This window comes from Maricaulis sp. (assembly GCF_030149425.1).
Taxonomy (GTDB): Bacteria; Pseudomonadota; Alphaproteobacteria; order Caulobacterales; family Maricaulaceae; genus Maricaulis.
This window is the reverse complement of the sequence record NZ_JASBRQ010000010.1, coordinates 72,904-92,685: the sequence shown is the minus strand read 5'-3', so window position 1 is coordinate 92,685 and position 19,782 is coordinate 72,904. Positions and strand designations below refer to the sequence as shown.

Annotated in this window: 17 protein-coding genes and 1 tRNA gene; 10 read left to right on the top strand and 8 right to left on the bottom strand. The window is 62.0% G+C overall.

From position 1 onward, the window contains the following. Window positions 1-19 precede the first annotated feature (19 nt). On the top strand, window positions 20-1,840 hold the full coding sequence (locus Q1V57_RS02395; protein ID WP_300527322.1) for a hypothetical protein: 1,821 nt from the start codon (window positions 20-22) through the stop codon (window positions 1,838-1,840). A gap of 152 nt (window positions 1,841-1,992) precedes the next feature. Here the strand turns inward: Q1V57_RS02395 and Q1V57_RS02390 are convergent, their stop codons facing one another. Further along, the gene (locus Q1V57_RS02390; protein ID WP_300527321.1) at window positions 1,993-2,646 is read right to left on the bottom strand and encodes a peroxiredoxin; all 654 of its coding nucleotides are present in this window, start codon (window positions 2,644-2,646) and stop codon (window positions 1,993-1,995) included. A gap of 137 nt (window positions 2,647-2,783) precedes the next feature. Here Q1V57_RS02390 and Q1V57_RS02385 point away from each other — a divergent pair, with 137 nt between their 5' ends. The 5 genes from Q1V57_RS02385 to Q1V57_RS02365 all read left to right on the top strand — a co-directional run bounded on the left by Q1V57_RS02385 (window position 2,784) and on the right by Q1V57_RS02365 (window position 7,806). Further along, window positions 2,784-3,272 (top strand): histidine phosphatase family protein, encoded by a 489-nt coding sequence (locus tag Q1V57_RS02385; RefSeq protein ID WP_300527320.1) that lies wholly within the window; start codon window positions 2,784-2,786, stop codon window positions 3,270-3,272. Window positions 3,273-3,334: 62 nt separating this feature from the next. Further along, window positions 3,335-4,981 (top strand): alpha/beta hydrolase, encoded by a 1,647-nt coding sequence (locus Q1V57_RS02380; RefSeq protein WP_300527318.1) that lies wholly within the window; start codon window positions 3,335-3,337, stop codon window positions 4,979-4,981. Between the two features lie 153 nt (window positions 4,982-5,134). Beyond that, window positions 5,135-6,478: a glycosyltransferase family 2 protein gene (locus Q1V57_RS02375; protein ID WP_300527317.1), complete on the top strand. Its 1,344-nt coding sequence runs from the start codon at window positions 5,135-5,137 to the stop codon at window positions 6,476-6,478. Further along, entirely contained in the window at window positions 6,451-6,672 is a 222-nt protein-coding gene (locus Q1V57_RS02370; protein ID WP_300527316.1) for a hypothetical protein, read from the top strand. Before Q1V57_RS02375 ends, Q1V57_RS02370 begins: the two co-directional genes overlap by 28 nt. 204 nt (window positions 6,673-6,876) lie before the next feature. Continuing rightward, a complete protein-coding gene (locus Q1V57_RS02365) occupies window positions 6,877-7,806 on the top strand; it encodes a hypothetical protein (protein ID WP_300527314.1) in 930 nt (309 codons plus the stop codon). A 24-nt stretch (window positions 7,807-7,830) separates the two neighbouring features. Here the strand turns inward: Q1V57_RS02365 and Q1V57_RS02360 are convergent, their stop codons facing one another. From Q1V57_RS02360 to Q1V57_RS02345, 4 genes are all read right to left on the bottom strand, one after another. Continuing rightward, a complete protein-coding gene (locus Q1V57_RS02360) occupies window positions 7,831-8,208 on the bottom strand; it encodes a hypothetical protein (protein ID WP_300527312.1) in 378 nt (125 codons plus the stop codon). Between the two features lie 164 nt (window positions 8,209-8,372). Continuing rightward, a tRNA-Gly gene (locus Q1V57_RS02355) sits at window positions 8,373-8,446 on the bottom strand. 206 nt (window positions 8,447-8,652) lie between these two features. Beyond that, window positions 8,653-10,551, bottom strand: coding sequence for an alpha/beta fold hydrolase (locus tag Q1V57_RS02350; protein WP_300527311.1), 1,899 nt, complete (start codon window positions 10,549-10,551; stop codon window positions 8,653-8,655). Window positions 10,552-10,683: 132 nt separating this feature from the next. Then, window positions 10,684-11,700, bottom strand: coding sequence for a 2'-deoxycytidine 5'-triphosphate deaminase (locus Q1V57_RS02345; protein WP_300527310.1), 1,017 nt, complete (start codon window positions 11,698-11,700; stop codon window positions 10,684-10,686). 156 nt (window positions 11,701-11,856) lie between these two features. Between Q1V57_RS02345 and apaG the strand changes: the two genes are divergently transcribed. The 4 genes from apaG to Q1V57_RS02325 all read left to right on the top strand — a co-directional run bounded on the left by apaG (window position 11,857) and on the right by Q1V57_RS02325 (window position 16,626). After that, complete coding sequence (gene apaG, locus Q1V57_RS02340; RefSeq protein WP_300527309.1) at window positions 11,857-12,249, top strand: Co2+/Mg2+ efflux protein ApaG; 393 nt, start codon at window positions 11,857-11,859, stop codon at window positions 12,247-12,249. Window positions 12,250-12,279: 30 nt separating this feature from the next. After that, complete coding sequence (locus Q1V57_RS02335; protein WP_300527307.1) at window positions 12,280-13,734, top strand: TrkH family potassium uptake protein; 1,455 nt, start codon at window positions 12,280-12,282, stop codon at window positions 13,732-13,734. Between the two features lie 91 nt (window positions 13,735-13,825). Continuing rightward, a complete protein-coding gene (locus tag Q1V57_RS02330; protein WP_300527306.1) occupies window positions 13,826-15,061 on the top strand; it encodes a methyltransferase domain-containing protein in 1,236 nt (411 codons plus the stop codon). Further along, window positions 15,061-16,626, top strand: coding sequence for a CmcI family methyltransferase (locus tag Q1V57_RS02325; protein ID WP_300527305.1), 1,566 nt, complete (start codon window positions 15,061-15,063; stop codon window positions 16,624-16,626). The genes Q1V57_RS02330 and Q1V57_RS02325 overlap by 1 nt, the downstream gene beginning before the upstream one ends. Here the strand turns inward: Q1V57_RS02325 and Q1V57_RS02320 are convergent. The 3 genes from Q1V57_RS02320 to Q1V57_RS02310 all read right to left on the bottom strand — a co-directional run bounded on the left by Q1V57_RS02320 (window position 16,613) and on the right by Q1V57_RS02310 (window position 19,618). Beyond that, window positions 16,613-17,548: an Hsp33 family molecular chaperone gene (locus Q1V57_RS02320; protein ID WP_300527304.1), complete on the bottom strand. Its 936-nt coding sequence runs from the start codon at window positions 17,546-17,548 to the stop codon at window positions 16,613-16,615. The two genes, Q1V57_RS02325 and Q1V57_RS02320, sit on opposite strands and share 14 nt — an antisense overlap. Before the next feature lie 3 nt (window positions 17,549-17,551). Further along, window positions 17,552-18,739 (bottom strand): aspartate aminotransferase family protein, encoded by a 1,188-nt coding sequence (locus Q1V57_RS02315; protein ID WP_300527303.1) that lies wholly within the window; start codon window positions 18,737-18,739, stop codon window positions 17,552-17,554. Between the two features lie 69 nt (window positions 18,740-18,808). Continuing rightward, window positions 18,809-19,618, bottom strand: coding sequence for an ABC transporter permease (locus tag Q1V57_RS02310; protein ID WP_300527301.1), 810 nt, complete (start codon window positions 19,616-19,618; stop codon window positions 18,809-18,811). Window positions 19,619-19,782 lie beyond the last annotated feature (164 nt).

The window sequence follows — 19,782 nt, the reverse complement described above, 5'->3', positions numbered from 1 at the left end:
CGGCTGTGTTGAGGACCTCATGTTGATCGCAAATCTCTTCCGGTACCCGATTGCGGTGCTGATCCTGTTCTGCCTGGTTTTGCCCCTGCCGGGCCATGCCCAGAGCGAGAATGACTATTCCGCCGCCTTTTGGGGCCTCGATACGCAAGGGCGCGGTGAAGCCGCCCGGCTCTGGTATGAGGCGGAACCGCAGAGCGAACGCGCCATCACGGCGCATGCCCTCTATCTCTGGCAGATCGATACTGATCCGGTGGCGGCCCTGACCGTGTTGCAGGCTGCCTCTGACACGGCCCGGAACAGCGAACGCCTGGCCTTGCTGGAAGGCCGCATCCACCTCGCCGAGAACGCACCCGCGCTGGCCCTGGCGAGCCTCGCCCGCGCCGGCCATGCGCCCGCACAAGACCCGGACCTGGCCCAGACCGCAGCGCAGGCCCTGCTGGCTCTCGGACGCCGCGATGCAGCCCGTCAGCGGCTGGCGCGCTCCCTCGCCAATGCGCCGGGTCATTTGCACAATGCCCTGCTTGCCCACCGGCTTGCCGTCGAGGACAGCGACTACGCCGCCGCTGGGGAGATCTGGGCCATGCTCGGCGTGGTTGGCTTTACCCGTCCGGATGATGACCACGGATCAGCGCTGTACCAGTGGAACGCGCTCATTGAACAGGGCGGACGAAGCGCGCATTCGGCCCGCGCCGACCTGCTCGCCGCCTGGCATTTCTATGACGAGGCCGCGCTGGAATACCGCCGTGCCGGTCAGTCCGCCAAGGCGGGCGAGATGCAGGCGATTGCGGAATATGAGGACCAGGTCGCAGCGGTCATGGACCGCTATTATCACGCCCGCGCCCTCGGCGGTGACGAGGTCGAGGCCTCGCTCTGGGAGCGCCTGGCACCTCCGGTGAACCGGCTATCACGGGCCCTGGGTCTGGAAACAGCCGAAGGCGAGGATCTTGAAGCCTCAATTCGCGGGCAACTGGCCCAGTTCGATGCCCGCCTGCGCTGGATGGCGGTGATCGGGGAAACCAATGGCCGGCTCGACCTGCATTTCGGCCATATCGTCTCCTCTGACCCGCGTCCGATCGACCAGTGGGGCCAGGCCACCGATATTGATAGCGTGACCCTGTTCAACATGCCCTCGAACGGATTTAGCCGCTGGTTCTGGGATGATCACGCAGCCGATGGCGGCTGGGTCACCACGGGCGCGGACGGGCGTGCGGAAAGCCGCCGTTTCATCGATGTGCTCGATCCCAAATTCGGCGCCGCCCTGTCCCGCTCGGCAATGTTGATGGATCCCGCGCGCATGACCCAGATCGAAGCCGACTGGGCGCAGGCGCTGAACGAAGCCGAGCCCGGCGACACTGGCAGCTATGACCGCCGGGCTGACGACATGATCCGCCTGCTCGCCCTGGCCCCGTTCCGGCAAGGTTATGAGACCCCGCGTGACGCCCGCACGGCCGCCATCGGGGCTATTGTCGACCATTTCGTCTCGACCTCGACCGTGGTGCATGAGGGCCAGCACATCCTCGACACCCAGCATGGCTATGAGGGCGAACAATGGATGCTGGAATACCGCGCCAAGCTGACCGAGCTGGCTTATGGCGAACACCCGCTCTTCTCGCTGGCCGGCTTCTATTCGCCCGGCGCTGTGGCCAATCGCGGCGGCACACCGCACGCCGATGCGGAGGCCTATCTGATGCAGGCCATGGCGGCGGAGATCGCCGCCCACCCGCAGCGCTACCCCTCGATCGACCCGGAGATATCGCTCTGGGTGCAATTGCCACGCCTGAGCCTGGCCGAACTGCGTAGCCTCGCGCGCACCCTGTTCGAGGCTACACAGACCGGCTGATCCGTATCCGGTTGGGGACGGATACGAACAGGGCGGGCCGATCATCGGCCCGCCCTGTCCTGTTCTAGTCTGTTCCGGCAGCCAGAAGGCCGACCGGATTGGGAGCGGGCAGGGGAGACAGGCAATCTCCCAAACACCGCGACAAGCCGTTTTTACTCAGCCGGTTCAGACTGTTTATTGGGCTGTTTGGTTACCCGCAGATAAGGTTTGATGCGCTCATAGCCCGCCGGGAAAAGCTTGTCGGCTTCAGCGTCGGAAATGGACGGAACGACGATCACATCATCGCCATCCTGCCAGTTGACCGGGGTTGCGACCTTGTACTCATCGGTCAGCTGCAGGCTGTCGATGAGGCGCAGGACCTCGTTGAAATTCCGGCCAGCACTCGGCGGATAGGTGAAGGTCGCGCGGATCTTCTTGTTGTTATCGATGATGTAGACAGAGCGCACGGTCAGCTTCGGATCGGCGTTCGGGTGGATCATCTGGTACAGGTCGGACACGACACGGTCCGGATCGGCGATGATCGGGAAGTTCATCTGGACATTCTGGGTTTCCTCAATGTCCTTGATCCAGCCCTTGTGGTCCTCGACGCTGTCGACAGACAGGGCGATCGCCTTGGCATTGCGCTTGGCGAACTCGTCTTTCAGCTTGGCGGTGAAGCCCAGCTCGGTCGTGCACACCGGGGTATAGTCCGCCGGGTGGGAGAAAAAGACGACCCAGTCGTCGCCGATCCAGTTATGGAAATTGATCGGACCTTCATTGGTTTCAATGTCGAAGTCCGGTGCGGTATCGCCAAGCAAGAGACCCATTGTGCGCTCCTTGAAGTTTTACAGCGGGGGAAAACAGCGTAGACCTAGGTGCGCCTCCTGCCGGTCGTTTGCAAGGGGCGGACAGGAATGACGCAGAACTTTAAAGCAGATCGGCATTAGCGGGCCGGACGGGGATTATGGATCGACTTCTCATACTGATGCGCCACGCCAAGGCTGTGGACCGGCTCGAAGCCGAAGACGATTTCCAGCGCGGCCTGACCGGTCGCGGCCGTGAAGACAGTGAAGCCGCCGGGAAGCTGCTGGGCGAACAGGGGCTTGAAGTCGACCTCGCCCTGGTTTCCCCGGCCTGGCGGACGCGCCAGACCTTCGATCTGATCGCCCCCTTCCTGGGCTCGCCGCCGGTTGAAGATCCCATGGCGCTCTATCATGCCAGCGACACCATGATCGAGCGCGCGGTCAAGACCGCTTTCGACCAGGTCAGCCGTATCCTGGTTGTCGGGCATAATCCCGGTATTGGTGCTCTCGCCCACATGCTTGCCGCCAAGGCCGGCGCCAGCGGCCAGCTCCCGGGGGGCTATCCCACCGCCGCCGCAGCCGCCTTCTCCCTCAGCGGCGAAGGCCTGGACGAGCCCAAATTGGTCGCGCTTTTCAACCCCAAGGGTTGAGTGCCGTTTTACCTTTTCGCGCCTGGCGCTAAACTGACCTCCTCGAACCGGGGGGATCGAACATGCGCAGACCGCTTACAATCGCCTGTATCGTGCTCGGGTTAAGCCTGGCCAGCTGCGCATCCTTACCCTTTGGCGATAATGATGGCGCTTCCCAAGCACCATCGCGATACCCTTCAGCCACACCCCCTCCAGCCCCTGCGCCGCCGGAGGGCGCAGTCGAGCCCGCCGATCCCGCGGGCCCCGCCCCCAGCGATGATGTCGATTGGGATGCGATCCTCGGCGACACCTCCGGGGCGCCCGCCGAGGGCGGGGTCGGGGTGACCGGGTCCAGCCAAGGTGGCGGAGGCACCGGATTGGGAACGGGAATCGGTTCGATTGGTTCAATCGGATCGCTTGGCAGCGGTGCCGGCGAGAATACGCCCTTCGATGGCGAGCAATACCTCTCTGGCGATTGCTATTCGCGCTCCGCCGCCGACCTTGCCTCCGGTAACGGATATACCTGTATTACCTTGCTCTACGGCACTAACCGTGCACCGCAGAGCGATTTCGGCGCGTCGCTGGATGAACAGGAAGCCTATAGCGTCCGCCCCGATCCGAAATGCGAACCGGGCCTGGTCGAGGCCGGCGAGCGCTATTGTCATCTCGGCCTCATGACCATCACCGTACCGGACAGCCGCCAACGCGGCGACCGGATCAATGCCGTGCCCCGCGACGCCCGCGAGGTGAGTGACCGGCAAAGGCGGCGTCTGTTTTCCGTCTGGGACTATGAAGAACTCAACGAGGGAGCTTTTTCCGATCTCGCGACCCAGATGCTGGAAGACGCCGTCGGGGAGATGAATGGCGAATACGACAATCAGGCCATCATCTTTATCCACGGCTTCAATGTACGCTTCCGTGATGCCGCCTTCAGGGCAGCTCAGATGAAGTATGATCTCGATTTCCCCGGACCGGTCCTTTTCTACTCTTGGCCGGCCAATGGCTCGGTCATGCATTATCTCTCCGACATGGACGACGCTGATCTAAGCGTGGATGGGCTGGTTGATTTCCTGCGCCTGGCACGCCGGTCCATGCCCGACGCAGAGCTCAACATCGTCGCCCATTCCATGGGGACGCGGGTCTTTGCCCAGGCTCTGAACCGGCTGGCGGTGGTCGAGCCGGATCTGGAGATGAACCACGTCTTCTTCGCCTCCGGTGATCTCGACCGCAATCTCTTCGTGGAATGGGTACAGCCGGCAGCGCCGATGATGAATAGTCTGACGCTTTACACCTCCGGGTCGGACGTCGCTGTTGCCAGTTCGCAGCTGTTGCGCAATCTGTTCCCGGCCCGCGGTGAAGATAGCGACCGCAAATCGCGTATCGGCTTTTATCCAGAAAACGCCCATCCGCCGGTCTTCGGATTCGGCGTCGGCCCAGCCGGGATGCAGCCGCACACGATTGACATGACCCGCAGCCATTTCTCCTTCCTCGGCTTTGCCACGCGCTATCTCCTGCGCCGCGCCCGCCTCGGGCATTCCGACTATATGGAGCGCACCCCGATCATCGAGGATATGAGCTGTATCCTGCGCTTCGGCGCGGTCGATCCGGATGTACGTCATAGCGGTATGAATCCGGCCAGCGATGACGAGGCGGCTGTCTATTGGCACTTCACTGATCGCGGTGAGCCCTCACCGCAATGTCCGCCAACGCGAGAAACGGACTCGCCTTAGGCGTGCATTTTATTTATCTTCACCCCATTGGAGGTGGAGATGGCGAAAGAGGAGCCCCGGCGGCCGAAACGGACGGTGCCCGTTAGAACAGCCCGGCCGGCGGACCTGCGGAACACACGGGCCGGACTGTGGACGCGCGAAGCGGCCACCGGATTGGCACGCAAACGCCCCCGGGATAGCGCCCGCATCGGTCTGGAAACGGTCCAGATCTGGACGCTGACAGCCCTGATGGCGAGCCTTGTTGCTGTGATCACAACCGGTAGCACCCCGCTCTGGACAGCCCTGCTCGGCCTGGGTTTCGCCAGTGTTATCGCGCTGCGGCTCTATGCCTGTGCCATCCCGGCCGGCCCCGGCCCGGTGCCGCCCCTGCCGGACGCGCTTCTGCCCAGGGCGACCCTGCTGATTGCCGCCTATCGTGAAGCCAGCGTCATCGGCGCCCTGATTAACGCCCTGAAACTCATCGACTATCCGCGCGACCGCCTGGAAATCAAACTGCTGCTGGAAGCCGATGATACCGACACTTGGCTAGCGGCGTTGGCCGCCGGGCTGGATGAGCGCTTCGAACTGATCCGCGTGCCCCCGGGCCAACCGCAAACCAAGCCAAGGGCCTTGAATTTCGGCCTGCGTCATAGTCGCGGGGAGATCGTCACCATTCTCGACGCCGAAGACCACCCCGACCCAGGCCAGTTGCGCGAGGCCGCCGAACGTTTTGCGGCCGGCGGCAAACGCCTGGCCTGCCTGCAGGCACCATTGAACTGGTATAATCACCGCTCCTGCTGGCTCACCCGGCAGTTCGCCCTGGAATATGCCGCCCACTTCCTGGTTCTGCTACCGGCCTATATCCGTCTCGGCTGGCCAATCCCCCTGGGCGGCACCAGCAATTATTTCCGCCGCGATGCCCTTAAGGCGGTTGGCGCCTGGGACGCTTTCAACGTCACCGAGGATGCCGATCTCGGTTTCCGGCTATACCGCGCGGGCTATCGTTTCGGCCTGATCGCCAAACCCACGCTGGAAGAAGCTCCGGAACGCGCCTGGCCGTGGATCAAACAACGCACGCGCTGGCTCAAAGGCTATGCCCAGACCCTGGCCGTACACACCCGGCTGCGCGGCGATGGCAGAAGGCGAGTTCCCGCCCTGGCGCTTGGCCTGACCCTGGGCGCGGCCTTGATCTCGGCCTTTGCCCATCTGCCACTTGCGATGTTCGCGATCTCGCGATTGATCGGCCAGGCCTCTTACGACCTGCCGGATCTGGCCGCCCTGGCCTTCCTGCTCAGCGGCTATGGCGCCGCCATGGCCTGTGCCGCTCTCGGCATGCAACGGGCCGGTCACAAAGTCCGGCTGATCGACCTGGCCGGTATGCCGCTTTACTGGCCGCTGCAAACGATAGCAGCCCTTCGCGCAGTGTGGGAATTGATCGACCGTCCGTTTTACTGGGATAAGACCGAACACGGCCAAACGGACGCTCGCGCATGCATCTCGACCTCACGCCCACCCTGATCCTGCTCGCCCTGAGCATCGGCCTTTTTGCCCTGGCGCGCTGGAAATCGGCACAGCCGGCCCGGCCCGAACTCGGCCCGCGCATGGTCCCCTGGACGCTGGTCGCCGTTCTGTCCGGTACCGTGACCATGTTGATGCTGATCAATCTGGCCGTCCTCGGGGGACTGGATTTTAGCGAGGGCCGCCCTTTCTAGCCTTCTCTTCCTAGCCTGCTTTTCGGAGGCCGTCCCTTCTGGCGCGCCTCCGGTAAACCCTGCACCAGAGAGACGCTCAGTCCTGCTGAGCGGCGGCAAATCGGCGCAAGCACCGGTTTTTGTTTTGACGCGTTAGGCAACGGGTCTACCGTGATGGCGAGGCTTAAAACGCATCCAAGCTATGCTAGCAATAGGGGGGATCCCATGTCTTTTCGCCGACACTTCCACACTGGTCTCGCCGCGCTGATCATCTCGGCCGGCTTTGGCGCCAGCGCCGCTGCGCAGAACTTCACCCTGCCCCCGGCCTTTGGCTCGGTCCAACTGCAGGCCGGTTTCATCCCGGACCCGCATTATCGCAATCTGACCGCCGGCGGCTCTTTGCGCGCCCAGGACCGGTTCAGCAATTGCCGCGGTTACATCGCCAACGCACCGGATTATTCCCTCTACTACACTGCAGGCGCCCAAGACCTGTTCATCAATGTCGATAGCGATCGGGACACCACGCTGGTCATCAACGGCCCGGACGGCCGCTGGTATTGCGATGATGATGGCGCCGACGAGCCCCTCAACCCGCTGCTTTACTGGTCCAACCCGCAATCGGGGCGCTATGATATCTGGGTAGGCACCTATACCCCCGGCAGCGGTGTGCCGGCGACGCTCTTCATCTCCGAACTGGGAGAACAAACCATCGAGAATGCCGGCGTCGTGCGCCGCACCGCCACCCGGGTCGATATCAACCGCCCGGCCGTTTTTGGTACGGTCAATCTCAGTGGCGGTTTCCTGCCCGATCCGCACCGCGTACCGCTCACCGCCGGTGGGCCGGTCCGCGCCAATACCATCGATTCCAGCTGCCGCGGCTATATTACCAGCGGCCCGAGTATCGAGCTGAGCTATAACGGCTATGGCTCCATGCATATTTACACCGAGGGCAATAGCGATACGACGCTCGCGGTCAATGGCCCGGACGGTCGCTGGTACTGCAATGATGACGGCGCCAATGGCGTCAATGCTGGCCTCAGCCTGAGCGGAAGCGGCATTTATGACGTCTATGTCGGCACCTTCAGCCAGGGCCGCGCAGCAACGACTCTGATGTTCTCGGAAGTCGCGCTGGGCTATAATCCGAGCCCGAAATAACAAGCGCGTCGCTGGGCGCCCGGTTCAAGAGAGTCGGGCGTCGAGCCAGCTTTCGGCGCTGGCACGATCGTCGAATATCTCGACATCCTGTCCCCAATCGCCCGCTGCAGCACGAATGGATTTCTCGCGCGATTCCCGAAATCCGGGCGGCGCGACATAGGCGATCGGAAAATCGTCGGGAAGTGCGGCTAGGCTGTCGACCCAGAGATCAAGCGCGAAGTCAGCACTGTCATAAAGGCCCGCCTCGCTGGCATCGAGCACCACGCCGCGCAAGACACCGCGCTCGATCATCTCCCGCGCCGCCACGATAGCGGCCGCCAGATCCGTGCGCCCCACCTCATTGGTCCAAACGGCGAGAAACGCGCCCTTCTCGCCGATCTGATTGAACTGGATCGCCAGCATACCCTTAAATCCGCTTGCCTTTATTGTCGGGCGGACACTGCCTTCAACATAGTCTTTAAGAACTGAATCAAACGCCGCTTTTCACACTTTATGCGACTAATTCGCAGTATGGTAAATACCTCATTCGCGGTACTCGCGCATGAGTTGCAGCGAGACAAAGAGGTTGGAGCGGGTGAAGGGAATCGAACCCTCGTCTTAAGCTTGGGAAGCTCCTGCTCTACCATTGAGCTACACCCGCCCACGCGCTGATCCGGCCAGCGCCTCAAAGGCGACGATAGGCAAGGCCCACCGCCTCTGTCCAGCCGGGTTGCTCAGCACAGCCGGCTTCGTTCCAGCAGCTACTCGCAGCGCCAAAGCAATGATGGGAACGATGAGGCCGCCCAAACGCAACGGGCAGCCCTGATCAAAAACCAGAGCCGCCCGCATCACGTCATTGCCGCCAATCTACTGGACCGGCAGATGTTCAGCCAGAAAGGCTCCGCTCTGGCTCAGCAAAGCCTGTCGCACTGCAGTATTGCCGAGATAGTGGTCCTCGCCTTCCAGAACCACAAAGGTGGCATTGCGGCGACCATCCATGGCGCGTTCCAGGCGCTCCATCTGGTCGATTGGTACGGTGGTGTCTTCGTCACCATGGAGCACCATCATCGGCAATCTCAGCTCACCGGCCCGGCGCGCCGGGGTAATCTCGTCACGATAATCCCGATCGGAGAAACGGCTGCCCATATACTCTTCCCACCAGCGCACGAAGAGACGGTTTTCGATATCCTCACCCATGAAGGCGAAGGGCGCCGTGACCGGAGAGACGGCCACCAGACAGGCCACGTTATCCGGATCGCGCAAAGCCATCATCAAGCTGGCATAGCCACCATAGCTGGCACCGACGGCGCAATAAGCCCCGTCGCGAGCATAGCCTTCAGCCTGGACCGCACGGGCACCGTCGATCATATCGTCGATCATCCGGGTCCCGAAACCGCCGTCGCCGGCGTCGATAAACTCGCGACCATATCCGGTCGAACCGCGGAAGTTGGGCTGCATCACAAGATAGCCCTGCGACGCGTAATACGCTGCCCACCAGTCAAACGCGCCAGTATCGTGCGCCCGTGGTCCGCCGTGCGGCATGACCAGAAGCGGGAAAGGCCCGTCTTCAAGCGTCCGGCCCGGCGGCATGGTCAGCCAGGCACCGATCTCCAGCCCGTCCGAGGCTGCGTAGGTATAGTAATCACGCTCACCAGCCCGGGTGCCCTCAGGAAGCAGGTATTCTTCCTCCAACATGGACAACGTACCTTCGCTCCAGTCGAGCAGGTAATAGTATGACGGTTGGCCCTGATCGGTCGCCCGCACGACGATACGGTTGTAATCCTCGGACCAGGAAATGATCGACATGGCGTCTTCGGCGAGAATTTCGCGCAGGGCATTATACCGCGCCTGCAGGGTCTCATCGAAGAAGTGGATTCCGTCCGGAGCCGTGCGCAGGCCTGCCGAAACAATGCGATTGCTGCGGCGGTCACGGCGCAGCCCCCCGGTGACAGCCTGACCGTCAATCTCGAAGGCGGTGCGTTCCCCGGTGCTGGGGTCGAGCAATTGCAGACCATGATCCGGGAAACGGATAGCAATCAGATCGCTGTCGCCGACGCGGCCATGGATATAGGGAAGCTCAGAAAAGTATTGGCCGCTGAAAACCTCCCCGCGGCTGCCATCAGGGCCTGATTGCAGCGTATAGACCCCCGAATCCTGCTCGTAGATCACCTGCAGGAGAATCTCTCCGCTCTCATCAAGATGATAGCCATAGGTGGACGTCATCGAGCGGTGCAGAATGTCATCGAGCTCACCGGTCTCCAGATCCACCTCATAAACGACAGAACGGACCGATTCACCGCGAGCCAGACGCGACCCGGTACGCTCCTGATCGCCGAAATCCAGGGTGAGTTCCATGGCAATCCGGTCCGGACTCTGGACCATGGACGAGGTCACACGATCGAGGCCGGTGACATTGCCGATATCGCTTAACAGCAGCGAAACCTGACCCGTAGCCGCGCTCCAGGAAACGGCCCGAGTGAGCGTATATTGCTGACCCTGCGACCCGTATGTGTTGTCGACAAAGGTTTCAACCCAGTAGACGAGATAGTCATTGCTCGGCCAGTAGAAACCGAGAATGGACCCCTCATCCGGCTGCACGATCAGGCGGGTGGCGACCTCGCCGTTGAGATCAATGACGCAGATCTCCCGCGCCCCGCGCGGTGTGCATCCGGTCGCCAGCCAGCGACCATCCGGCGACAATTCGGCATCCCAGACGCGCGGCAGGGGCGCATAGACGTCAACCTGGGCCGTGACGGCACCCGGCATCCAAGCTGAAACACACAACGAAATTAAGGAAATGACTAGAAAACGCATAACTCTCCCCACAGGTTGAGGCGACGTTAGCGCGTTCTCAAAATCACGCAATCTGGAATATTTGTATTCAGATGCTACACGTGACTAGGCGCTGAAGAATTTTGATAGTTTCAGGCCCTGCGCCTGATAATTCGACGCCACGGCCCCATAGGCTCTCGACGGCGGCGCGCGCATGGGCTCATAGACCAGGCGTGCAATCGGCTGCCCATGTTCAAGGATGAAGGGGACATCGCGGCCGCGCACTTCGAGCACGGCCCGGGAGCCGGAACCACCGGTTTCCGACACGCCGAAACCGGGATCGAAAAAACCCGCATAATGGGCCCGGAACTCACCGATTTCGGTGGCAATCGGGGCCATCTCCGCAGCTTCATTGAGCCCGATCGAGACCGCTTCCTGCGATGCGAGAATATAGAACTCGCCCGGGTCGAGCACCAATTGCCCGTCCGGCGCATTGAGCGGCTCCCAATAGCGTTCCCGCTTGTGCTCACCGATACGCGCCAAATCGACGAGGCCGGAATGGCGCCGGGCGCGATAGCCGACAATACCATCGTCGAAGCCCTGCAGATCAACGCTGACGGTCAGATCGCGCACCGGCTGGTGCACACCGCGACGGAAACGGACCTGGCTCAACCGGTCGCCCTCACGGGCCAGGATGGAGAAGGTGCGCGGTGACACCTCGGCATAGAGCGGACCACGATACCCGTCTGGGGCCTGGTCAAAGGCGACACCATTATCGGTGATGACACGGGTGAAAACATCAATACGCCCGGTCGAGCTTTTCGGGTTCATCGCCGCGCTCAGGCCTACGGGCAGGTTGAGACTCTCCTGAAGCGGCACCAGGTAGACACACCCGGTCTCCAGCACTGCACCAGCGGTCAGATCGACGGTGTGCATGACCAGGTCGGCATCCAGGCGCGCGGTCACCGACCGGGCCGAACCCGGCAGGAAGCTGGCCCGCAGGCGGTAGGCCTTGCTGCCCAGCCGCAGATCGATACTGGCCGGCTGGATCTGGCCCTCTGCAGGCGGGCGCTCCGCGCTGACGATCCCGTCGCGGAACAGGCTTTCGAGCTCGTGATCGGGTAGAATTCCGTGTGCGGTCATGGGTGGGCTTATCTTCAAGGATGGGCGCACCACATCTCTCCCATCACAGCCGCTATGTCCAGCAAAGCTGTCGGCAGGGCTTGAGCAAGCACAAGATGGAAGGGATTATAGCCCCGCTCGGGCAGCATCGCCGGGGCGAGGGGTGAGGCTCAGGCCATGTATGAACACGATACTGACGGCGTCATGGTACGCGTCGAGCCGGACTATCTGGAGGAGGAATCCTCCCCGGATGATGGACGGTTTGTGTGGTCCTACACGATCGAGATCGAGAACCATACCGATCAGCCGGTGCAACTGGTGTCGCGCAAATGGGTCATCACCGACTCCATGGGCCGGACCGAACATGTGCAAGGCCGGGGCGTGGTGGGCGAACAGCCTGTGATCCAACCCGGCGAGCGTTTCCGCTACACCTCCGGCGCCCCCTTGCGCACGGCCTCAGGTTTCATGCAGGGCAGTTATGAAATGCGCCGCCAAAGCGGTGAGGTTTTCGCCGCCCTGATCCCCGGCTTCTCTCTCGACCGGCCCGATGATCGTGCCAGCCTGCATTAATCCCGGCCATAGCAACGGCGGACCGCGCCCGTGACCGGCTCTTTGCGTCCGGTATTCTTCGCCATCGGCATGATGGTAACGGTTCTGGCCCTGGCCATGCTGATCCCGGCGGCGATCGACACGGCCGCCGGCCAGCGCCAGAGTGCCAGCGCGTTTTTCCTCTCAGCGGTGGTCTGTTTCTTCTTCGGCGGCGCAGTCGCCCTGGCGACACGGAGCCAGGCTACATCGCTGTCACCGCGAGCGGCCTTCATCCTTACCGTCGGCTCATGGCTGGCCCTGGCGGCGGCGGCAGCCATTCCCTTGCGGCTCGCCGGACAGGGCATGGACTGGACCGATGCGATCTTCGAAAGCGTCTCCGGCCTGACGACAACCGGGTCCACAGTCCTGACCGGCCTGGACACGCGCCCGCCAGGCTTCCTGATGTGGCGCGCCATTCTGCAATGGATCGGCGGTATCGGAATCATCGTCACCGCCATGGCATTCTGGCCGATGCTGGGGATTGGCGGCATGCAGCTCTTCCGCATGGAGAGCTCTGATGCGTCCGACAAGGTGCTGCCGCGCGCGACGGAGATCGCGGCCGCGATTTCGCTGATCTATCTGGCACTCACCGGTGCCTGTGCCATCGCCTACGGGCTCACCGGCATGGGCTGGATCGACAGTATCGCCCACGCCATGACGACGATCGCAACAGGCGGATATTCCACGTCCGATAACAGCCTCGGGGCCTTCCGCGCCAATGGCGCCGACCTGGTCGCCATGGTCTTCATGCTGCTCGCCGCCCTGCCCTTCGGCATGTTCCTGCTCGCCCTGCGCGGCAAGCCCGGCGCGGTCTGGGGCGATGCCCAGGTCCGCGGCTTCTTCTCGGTAGTGCTGATCGCCTGTGTGGCGCTGACACTGCTCCTCGTCCTGACCGATCCGCACGAGGATGTCGCGGCCTGGCGTCTGGCCAGCTTCAACGTAATCTCCATCATCACCGGCACCGGCTACGCCACGACCGATTACGGCACCTGGGGTCCTGCGGCCAGCGCCGCCTTTTTCCTGTTCATGTTCATCGGCGGCTGTGCCGGTTCGACAACCTGTTCGGTCAAGATTTTCCGCTACCAGATCGCCGGCATCGCCTTGCGCCGCTACATGGAAAACCTGCTGCGGCCGAGCGCGATTATTCCGCTGCGATATAATGGCCGCATGGTGCCCGACAGCGCCCTGCACTCTGTCTTCGGCTTCTTCTTCGTTTTCTTTGCTGTCTATGTGATCAGCGCCGCCCTGCTCTCTTCGATCGGACTGGATACCACCACCGCCTTGTCCGGAGCGGCCACCAGCCTGGCCAATGTCGGCCCGGGCCTGGGCGAAATGATCGGCCCCGCAGGCACCTTTGAGGGCTTGCCGGACCGCGCGAAATGGGTGCTGACGGCCAACATGCTGATCGGGCGCCTCGAGGTCCTCGCTGTGCTGGTATTCCTGAGCCCACGCTTCTGGCGGGGCTGAAACATCCAATCCATCTGGGCTTTACCGCCATTTCGTGCCATGCACATCCTGTCGAACACGCAATCCAAACTGTCCCCCGGAGAGACCAGACATGCACCCTTCATCGATGGAGAACATGCAGCGGTGTGTGGATTGGTACGGACCTGAATCGCCGTCGAAAATCGTCGATCTGGGCGCCTCGGACGTGAACGGCTCCTACCGCCAGCTCTTTGCCGGCCACCACGAGTTTACCGGGGTCGATCTAGCCCCGGGCCCCGGGGTCGACCTCGTGCTTGAGGACCCTTACGTCCTGCCTTTTGAAGATGGCGCCTTCGATCTCGTCCTGTCGGGTCAGATGCTGGAGCATTGCGCCCATTTCTGGCGCACATTCGCGGAGATCGCCCGCATCATGAAGCCGGGCGGGCTTGCGTTCATTATCGCGCCATCCGGCGGTCCCATTCACCGGTATCCGGTTGATTGCTACCGCTTCTACCCGGACGCCTACCAGGCCCTGGCAGACTGGACCGATTTGCGCCTCGTGCATTGCTGGATGGATGATCGCGGCCCCTGGCGCGACCTCGTCGGCGTGTTTCAAAAGGGCGGCGATTTACAGGCGATACAAGCACCGCTGGCCCAAACCGTTCTGCCGGTTAAGACCACACCGCATCCAGACCCGGCCGCGGAGCGGACCGCGGGGGCGCGGCCCTATCTCGACGTCCTGCGCGAGATGCACGACATCCTCAAGCCGCAGCTCTATCTGGAAATCGGCGTCCGCCTCGGCCACAGCCTGGAGCTGGCGCAATGCGAAAGCATTGCCATTGACCCCAGCCATGATCTCGAACAGGTGCCCGAAAACACCCGCTTGTTCGAGACCACCAGCGACGATTTCTTCTTCTTCCACGCCGAAGACGCGATCACGAAACCGGTCGATCTGGCCTTCATCGATGGCATGCACCTGATCGAATTCGCCTATCGCGATTTCATGAACCTCGAGGCTTTCATGAGCGCCGGCGGGACTGTGATCATTGACGATATCCTGCCCTGCCACCCCTTGCAGGCACGCCGGGACCGTCAGACCCAGGTCTGGACGGGCGATGTCTGGCGGCTCCTGCCATTGCTGGAACGCCTGCGGCCGGATCTCGAGCTGACGCTGTTTGACACCGCCCCGACCGGCCTGTTGATGATCCGCAAGCTGAAGCCCCGCAATCCGCGGCTCAAGGACCGCTACAACCCCGAGCTCCGGGCCATATTGGGCGAACCGGCAGATCCGCCAAGAGACCTGATCGACCGCAGCCAGGCCTTGGCTCCGACCAGCGAAAATCTGCGCCGTGTCCTCGGGGTGGCATAATGGCTGACGAGACGTCGCTTGATCTCAGCGTTGTCGTCTGCGCCTACGACATGGAGCGTGAGCTACCGCGCACTATTTTCACGCTGAGCAAGGCCTACCAGCGTGGCGTCAAGCAGATCGATTTCGAAATCCTGGTCGTCGATAACGGCTCCCCCATAGCCGTTGACGAAACGGCCCTGCGCGAGATCGAACCGCGGGTCCGCGTTGTACGCTTCGCGCCGGGCAATCCCTCGCCGCTCAAGGCCATCAATGAAGTCGCGGCGCAGGCCAAAGGCCGGCTGCTCGGTTTGTTCATCGATGGCGCCCGGCTTGCCTCACCGGGCATCTATCGCAATGCACTCGACGCGCATCGCGCCGCACCGAACCGGGTGATCGGTACTATCGGCATGCATCTGGGCCCCGATGTGCAGATGCGGTCGGTTCTGGCTGGGTATGATCAGGCGGCGGAAGACCGGTTGCTGGCCAGCCAGCCCTGGCGCAAGGACGGCTACAGACTGTTCGATATCTCCGTCCTGGCCGGCTCGTCCGCCGGAGGCTGGTTCCGGCCGATCGCGGAATCCAATGGCGTTTTCCTGAGCCGTCAGCTCTGGCAAAGCCTCGGCGGGCTCGACGAGCGCTTTGTTCAACCGGGTGGCGGCGTCGCCAATCTGGATTTTTGGAAACGCGCAGTAGAAAAATCTCATGGCGAGCCGTGGATGATGCTTGGAGAGGCCACCTTCCATCAAGTGCATGGTGGCGCCGCGACCAATGGCCCCCAGGAAGCCCGCAAGGCGATGTTCGCCGAGTATGAAAAACTGACCGGCGCTCCGCTCGCGCCGCTCGACTACAAAGCGCGCTATATCGGAACGCTCCGGCCCGGCCAGGCCGAGCTTGCCGGGGAAAACCAGCACGCACACGAGCAGAAACGCCGGGCAGGCTCGATTGGTACACGCCCTTTCAAAGCCAATATCCCGACCGGTTTCCTCGATCAGGTCCAGGCCGGTTGCCTGAAGACCCGCTATAAGGGCCGGCGCTTCGCTAAGAACCCTTTCGACGCCATTCTCTACTTGCAACTGCTGGAGAAATTGCGGCCGCAATCGATCATTGAGGTCGGAACATCAGAGGGCGGCAGCGCCTTGTGGTACCGCGACCAATGCGGAGCCCTCGGTTTCACCCCGACGATTATTTCCCTGGATATCGAGGATAATGCCGCTCCGGTGGACGGCGCCACCTTGCTGCTGGCTGACAGCACACGTCCGGCGGAAACATTCCCGCATGAACTGATTGCCAAGGCTCCGCGGCCCTGGCTGGTCGTGGAAGACAGTGCCCACACCTATGACAGCGTCTCTGCCGTCCTTGACTATTTCCGTAACAAGCTTCTGCCCGGGGACTACCTCGTGGTGGAAGACGGGATCGTCGCTGATCTGCAGGGAGAGGTCTATCGCCGCTATGAAGACGGCCCGAACCGCGCGGTGCAGGAATTCATGCTGGCGAGCTCTGATCTCTACCAAATCGACACCGCGCTATGCGATTTTTACGGGCATAATGTGACCTATTGCCCGAACGCCTGGCTCAAGCGGATTTAGCGGCCGAGATATCGTCCAGGGTGAAGTCCCAGTTCTTGTTGCAGTATTCGCAGGTCATCACGATCTTGCCATCGACCAGCATATGGTCCTGATCATCTTGCGGGAAACGCGCGATGATACGCGCCAGGCGCTCACGTTCGCAGGAACAGCGGCGCGGAAGACTGACCGGCTCGAACAGGCGCACACCGTCCTCATTGAAGAGGCGATAGAGCAATCCACCGGCGGATAATTCCGGATCGAGCAACTCTGCGTCTTCAACCGTATTGAACAGGGCGAGGCAATGTTCCCAGTCGGCACCAGGGTCGCCACGGGCTTCATCACCGGCAAAGGATTGCAGCATGGCGCCGCCACCGCGCCAATAGCGCTGCCCTTCACCATCCCAATGCTCGCCGACCGCGACACGGATGCGGGTCGGCAACTGTTCTGACTGGGCGAAATAGGTTTCGGCGCTGTCGACCAGGCTATCGCCTTCAAGCGGCACCACACCCTGATAGGGCTCCATATTCGGGCCATGGTCGATGGTCATGGCCATCACGCCTTCACCGAGAAGGGTCTGGACCCAGCCCTCCCCCTCGGCACGCCCGGCAATCGCCGCCTCGACCCTATCCGGATCGATCTTGGCATAGCCACGCACACCTTCGCCGGCGGTGTATTCAGCAACAATGAAAGCCACAGGCCCGCTGCCCTGGGCCTGAATGATCAGACGGCCGTTGAATTTGAGGGCATTGCCGATGAGGCCGGCGACCAGCACAGCCTCACCCAGCATGCGCGCAACCGGCTCGGGATAGTCATGCGCCCCGAGGATGAGGTCGATGGTCTCACCGAGCCGGGAAATGCGGCCACGCACGGCCCGGTCTTCGACCTGGAAGCCGGCAACAATATTGTCCTGCTCCCCGAGGGGATCGCGCGTGGTCTCGCTCATTGTCTAGCCAGCGCCCTGCAGCAGGCCGAGCGCCTCGTCGAGTACTTTGACCGCCTCGCTGGCATCATCACGGGTGATGATCAATGGCGGCGCCATGCGGGAGACATTATCGCCCGCAGCACCGACCAGGAGATGGCGCTCGCGGCACAGGCCGGCGAGCTTTTTCGGATCGAAACCGTCTTTCAGCTTGATGCCGATCAACAGGCCCTTGCCGCGCACTTCCACCACCTTGTCGGCATGACGGTCAGCAAGACCGTGCAGCTGCTGGCGCAGGAAGTTGGAAACGTCGACGACGTGATCCATGAACCCGTCGGCGGTCAGCTCGTCGAACACGACATTGCCGACAGCCATGGCAAGCGGGCCGCCGCCATAGGTGGAACCGTGCGTACCGACGACCATGCCGGCGGCCGCTTTTTCCGTCGCCAGGCAGGCGCCCATCGGGAAACCGCCGCCAATCCCCTTGGCCGTGGCCATGATGTCCGGCTCGGCTCCATCGGTCCACTGATAGGCGAACAGCTTGCCGGTCCGTCCGGCGCCGCACTGAACTTCGTCATACATCAGGAGCAGGCCATGCTCGTCGCACAGCTCGCGCAGGCCGCGCAGGCAGGCTTCAGGAAGCGCGCGCACACCGCCTTCGCCCTGGACCGGCTCCACAAGAATGGCTGCGGTTTCCTCGGTAATCGCCGCCTTCAGAGCGTCGTGATCACCGAACTCGACCTGGTCGAAACCTTCCATCGCCGGGCCAAAGCCCTCAAGATATTTCGGATTGCCGCCAGCATTGATGGCGCCATAGGTGCGGCCGTGGAATGCACCGGTGAAGGTGATGATGCGATAGCGCTGCGGATTGCCGTTCACATAGTGATAGCGCCGCGCCGTTTTCAGCGCGCATTCGATGGCCTCGGCACCGGAATTGGTGAAGAAGACACGATCGGCAAAGCTCGCCTCGGTCAGCTTGTTGGCCAGTTCAATCCCCTTGGGGACCTTGAACATATTGGACAAGTGCCACAGCTTGCCAGCCTGCTCGGTGAGCGCTTCGACGGCCTTCGGGTGGGCATGCCCCAGGCAATTCACCGCAATGCCCGAGATGAAGTCCAGATACTTGTCACCGGCTTCGGTATATAGCCGGGCGCCTTCGCCACGGTCAAAGACCAGATCCGGCGGGGCATAGGTATCCATCATCGGTGCGGGCATGGGACATCTCCTCGAAAAAGGGGCGCGCCGCGACGGCGCAAAGACCCCACACCCTCTAGGCTGACCGGCTCAGCTCTTCAAGCGCCAGCCTGCACGAAGCACACCATAGCAGCAGATCGCGAGGGCGATGTTGATGCCCAGCGTCATCACTACGCCGACCGTGATAGAGCCGTCTGCATGGCCGGTGAAGCCGTAGCGGAAACCGTCAATCATGTAGAAGAACGGGTTGAAATGGCTGATCGTCTCGATGACGCCGCGCCCGGCGACTGAGTAGAAGGTGCCGGACAGGAAGGTCAGCGGCATGATGATGAAATTGGTGACCACGGCGAGGTGATCGAACTTCTCGGCCCAGATCCCGGCGATGACGCCAACCATGGCGAGCATGGCGGCGGCGGACAGGCCGTAATAGACCACCGCCCAGACATTCTCCGGCCAGAGCGGCACAAAGAAGGCCATGGCGGTCCCGCTGGCCAGCGCCACGATAAAGCCGCGGGTCATGGCGCCGCCGACAAAGGCCAGGAAAAGCTCGAGCGCGCTCAGCGGGGGCATCAGGAAGTCGACGGTGTTGCCCTGCACCTTGGAGACGAGGAGCGTGGACGAGGAATTGGCAAAGGCATTGTTCAGCACACCCATCAGGATCAGGCCCGGAGCAATGAACTGAGCGAAGGGAATACCGGCAATATCGGGCCGCGCCTCGGACAGGACCATGGCGAAAATCACCATGAAAAGCAGCACGGTAACGACCGGTGCCAGGACCGTCTGGAAGACCACTTTCATGAAGCGGCGGACTTCCTTCTTGTACAATGTCCACAGCCCAAGCCAGTTGATGAATCCGAACTGACGGGGCGCGGTAACCTGTCTTAAGTCTAAGTTACTCATATCGAATTACCTTTAACCTCTGGGTAACCATCCCCGTTAACGATTGACGTGGCAAGAGAGCTTTCCACAGGCTTCGTCATACAGACATCTTGTGGCAAGCGCTCCGTCGGATACAATATCTAGTGTAATTAAACATGAATGGATATATGCGCTCATTAGCTTCA

Coding starts and splice junctions, on each gene's coding strand:
- Q1V57_RS02365 (WP_300527314.1), top strand. CDS start 6,877: ATGTCTTTTCGCCGACACTTCCACACTGGTCTCGCCGCGCTGATCATC.
- Q1V57_RS02385 (WP_300527320.1), top strand. CDS start 2,784: ATGGATCGACTTCTCATACTGATGCGCCACGCCAAGGCTGTGGACCGG.
- Q1V57_RS02370 (WP_300527316.1), top strand. CDS start 6,451: ATGCATCTCGACCTCACGCCCACCCTGATCCTGCTCGCCCTGAGCATC.
- Q1V57_RS02325 (WP_300527305.1), top strand. CDS start 15,061: ATGGCTGACGAGACGTCGCTTGATCTCAGCGTTGTCGTCTGCGCCTAC.
- Q1V57_RS02360 (WP_300527312.1), bottom strand. CDS start 8,208: ATGCTGGCGATCCAGTTCAATCAGATCGGCGAGAAGGGCGCGTTTCTC.
- Q1V57_RS02380 (WP_300527318.1), top strand. CDS start 3,335: ATGCGCAGACCGCTTACAATCGCCTGTATCGTGCTCGGGTTAAGCCTG.
- Q1V57_RS02350 (WP_300527311.1), bottom strand. CDS start 10,551: ATGCCGGGTGCCGTCACGGCCCAGGTTGACGTCTATGCGCCCCTGCCG.
- Q1V57_RS02395 (WP_300527322.1), top strand. CDS start 20: ATGTTGATCGCAAATCTCTTCCGGTACCCGATTGCGGTGCTGATCCTG.
- Q1V57_RS02320 (WP_300527304.1), bottom strand. CDS start 17,548: ATGAGCGAGACCACGCGCGATCCCCTCGGGGAGCAGGACAATATTGTT.
- apaG (WP_300527309.1), top strand. CDS start 11,857: ATGTATGAACACGATACTGACGGCGTCATGGTACGCGTCGAGCCGGAC.
- Q1V57_RS02315 (WP_300527303.1), bottom strand. CDS start 18,739: ATGCCCGCACCGATGATGGATACCTATGCCCCGCCGGATCTGGTCTTT.
- Q1V57_RS02330 (WP_300527306.1), top strand. CDS start 13,826: ATGCACCCTTCATCGATGGAGAACATGCAGCGGTGTGTGGATTGGTAC.
- Q1V57_RS02345 (WP_300527310.1), bottom strand. CDS start 11,700: ATGACCGCACACGGAATTCTACCCGATCACGAGCTCGAAAGCCTGTTC.
- Q1V57_RS02390 (WP_300527321.1), bottom strand. CDS start 2,646: ATGGGTCTCTTGCTTGGCGATACCGCACCGGACTTCGACATTGAAACC.
- Q1V57_RS02310 (WP_300527301.1), bottom strand. CDS start 19,618: ATGAGTAACTTAGACTTAAGACAGGTTACCGCGCCCCGTCAGTTCGGA.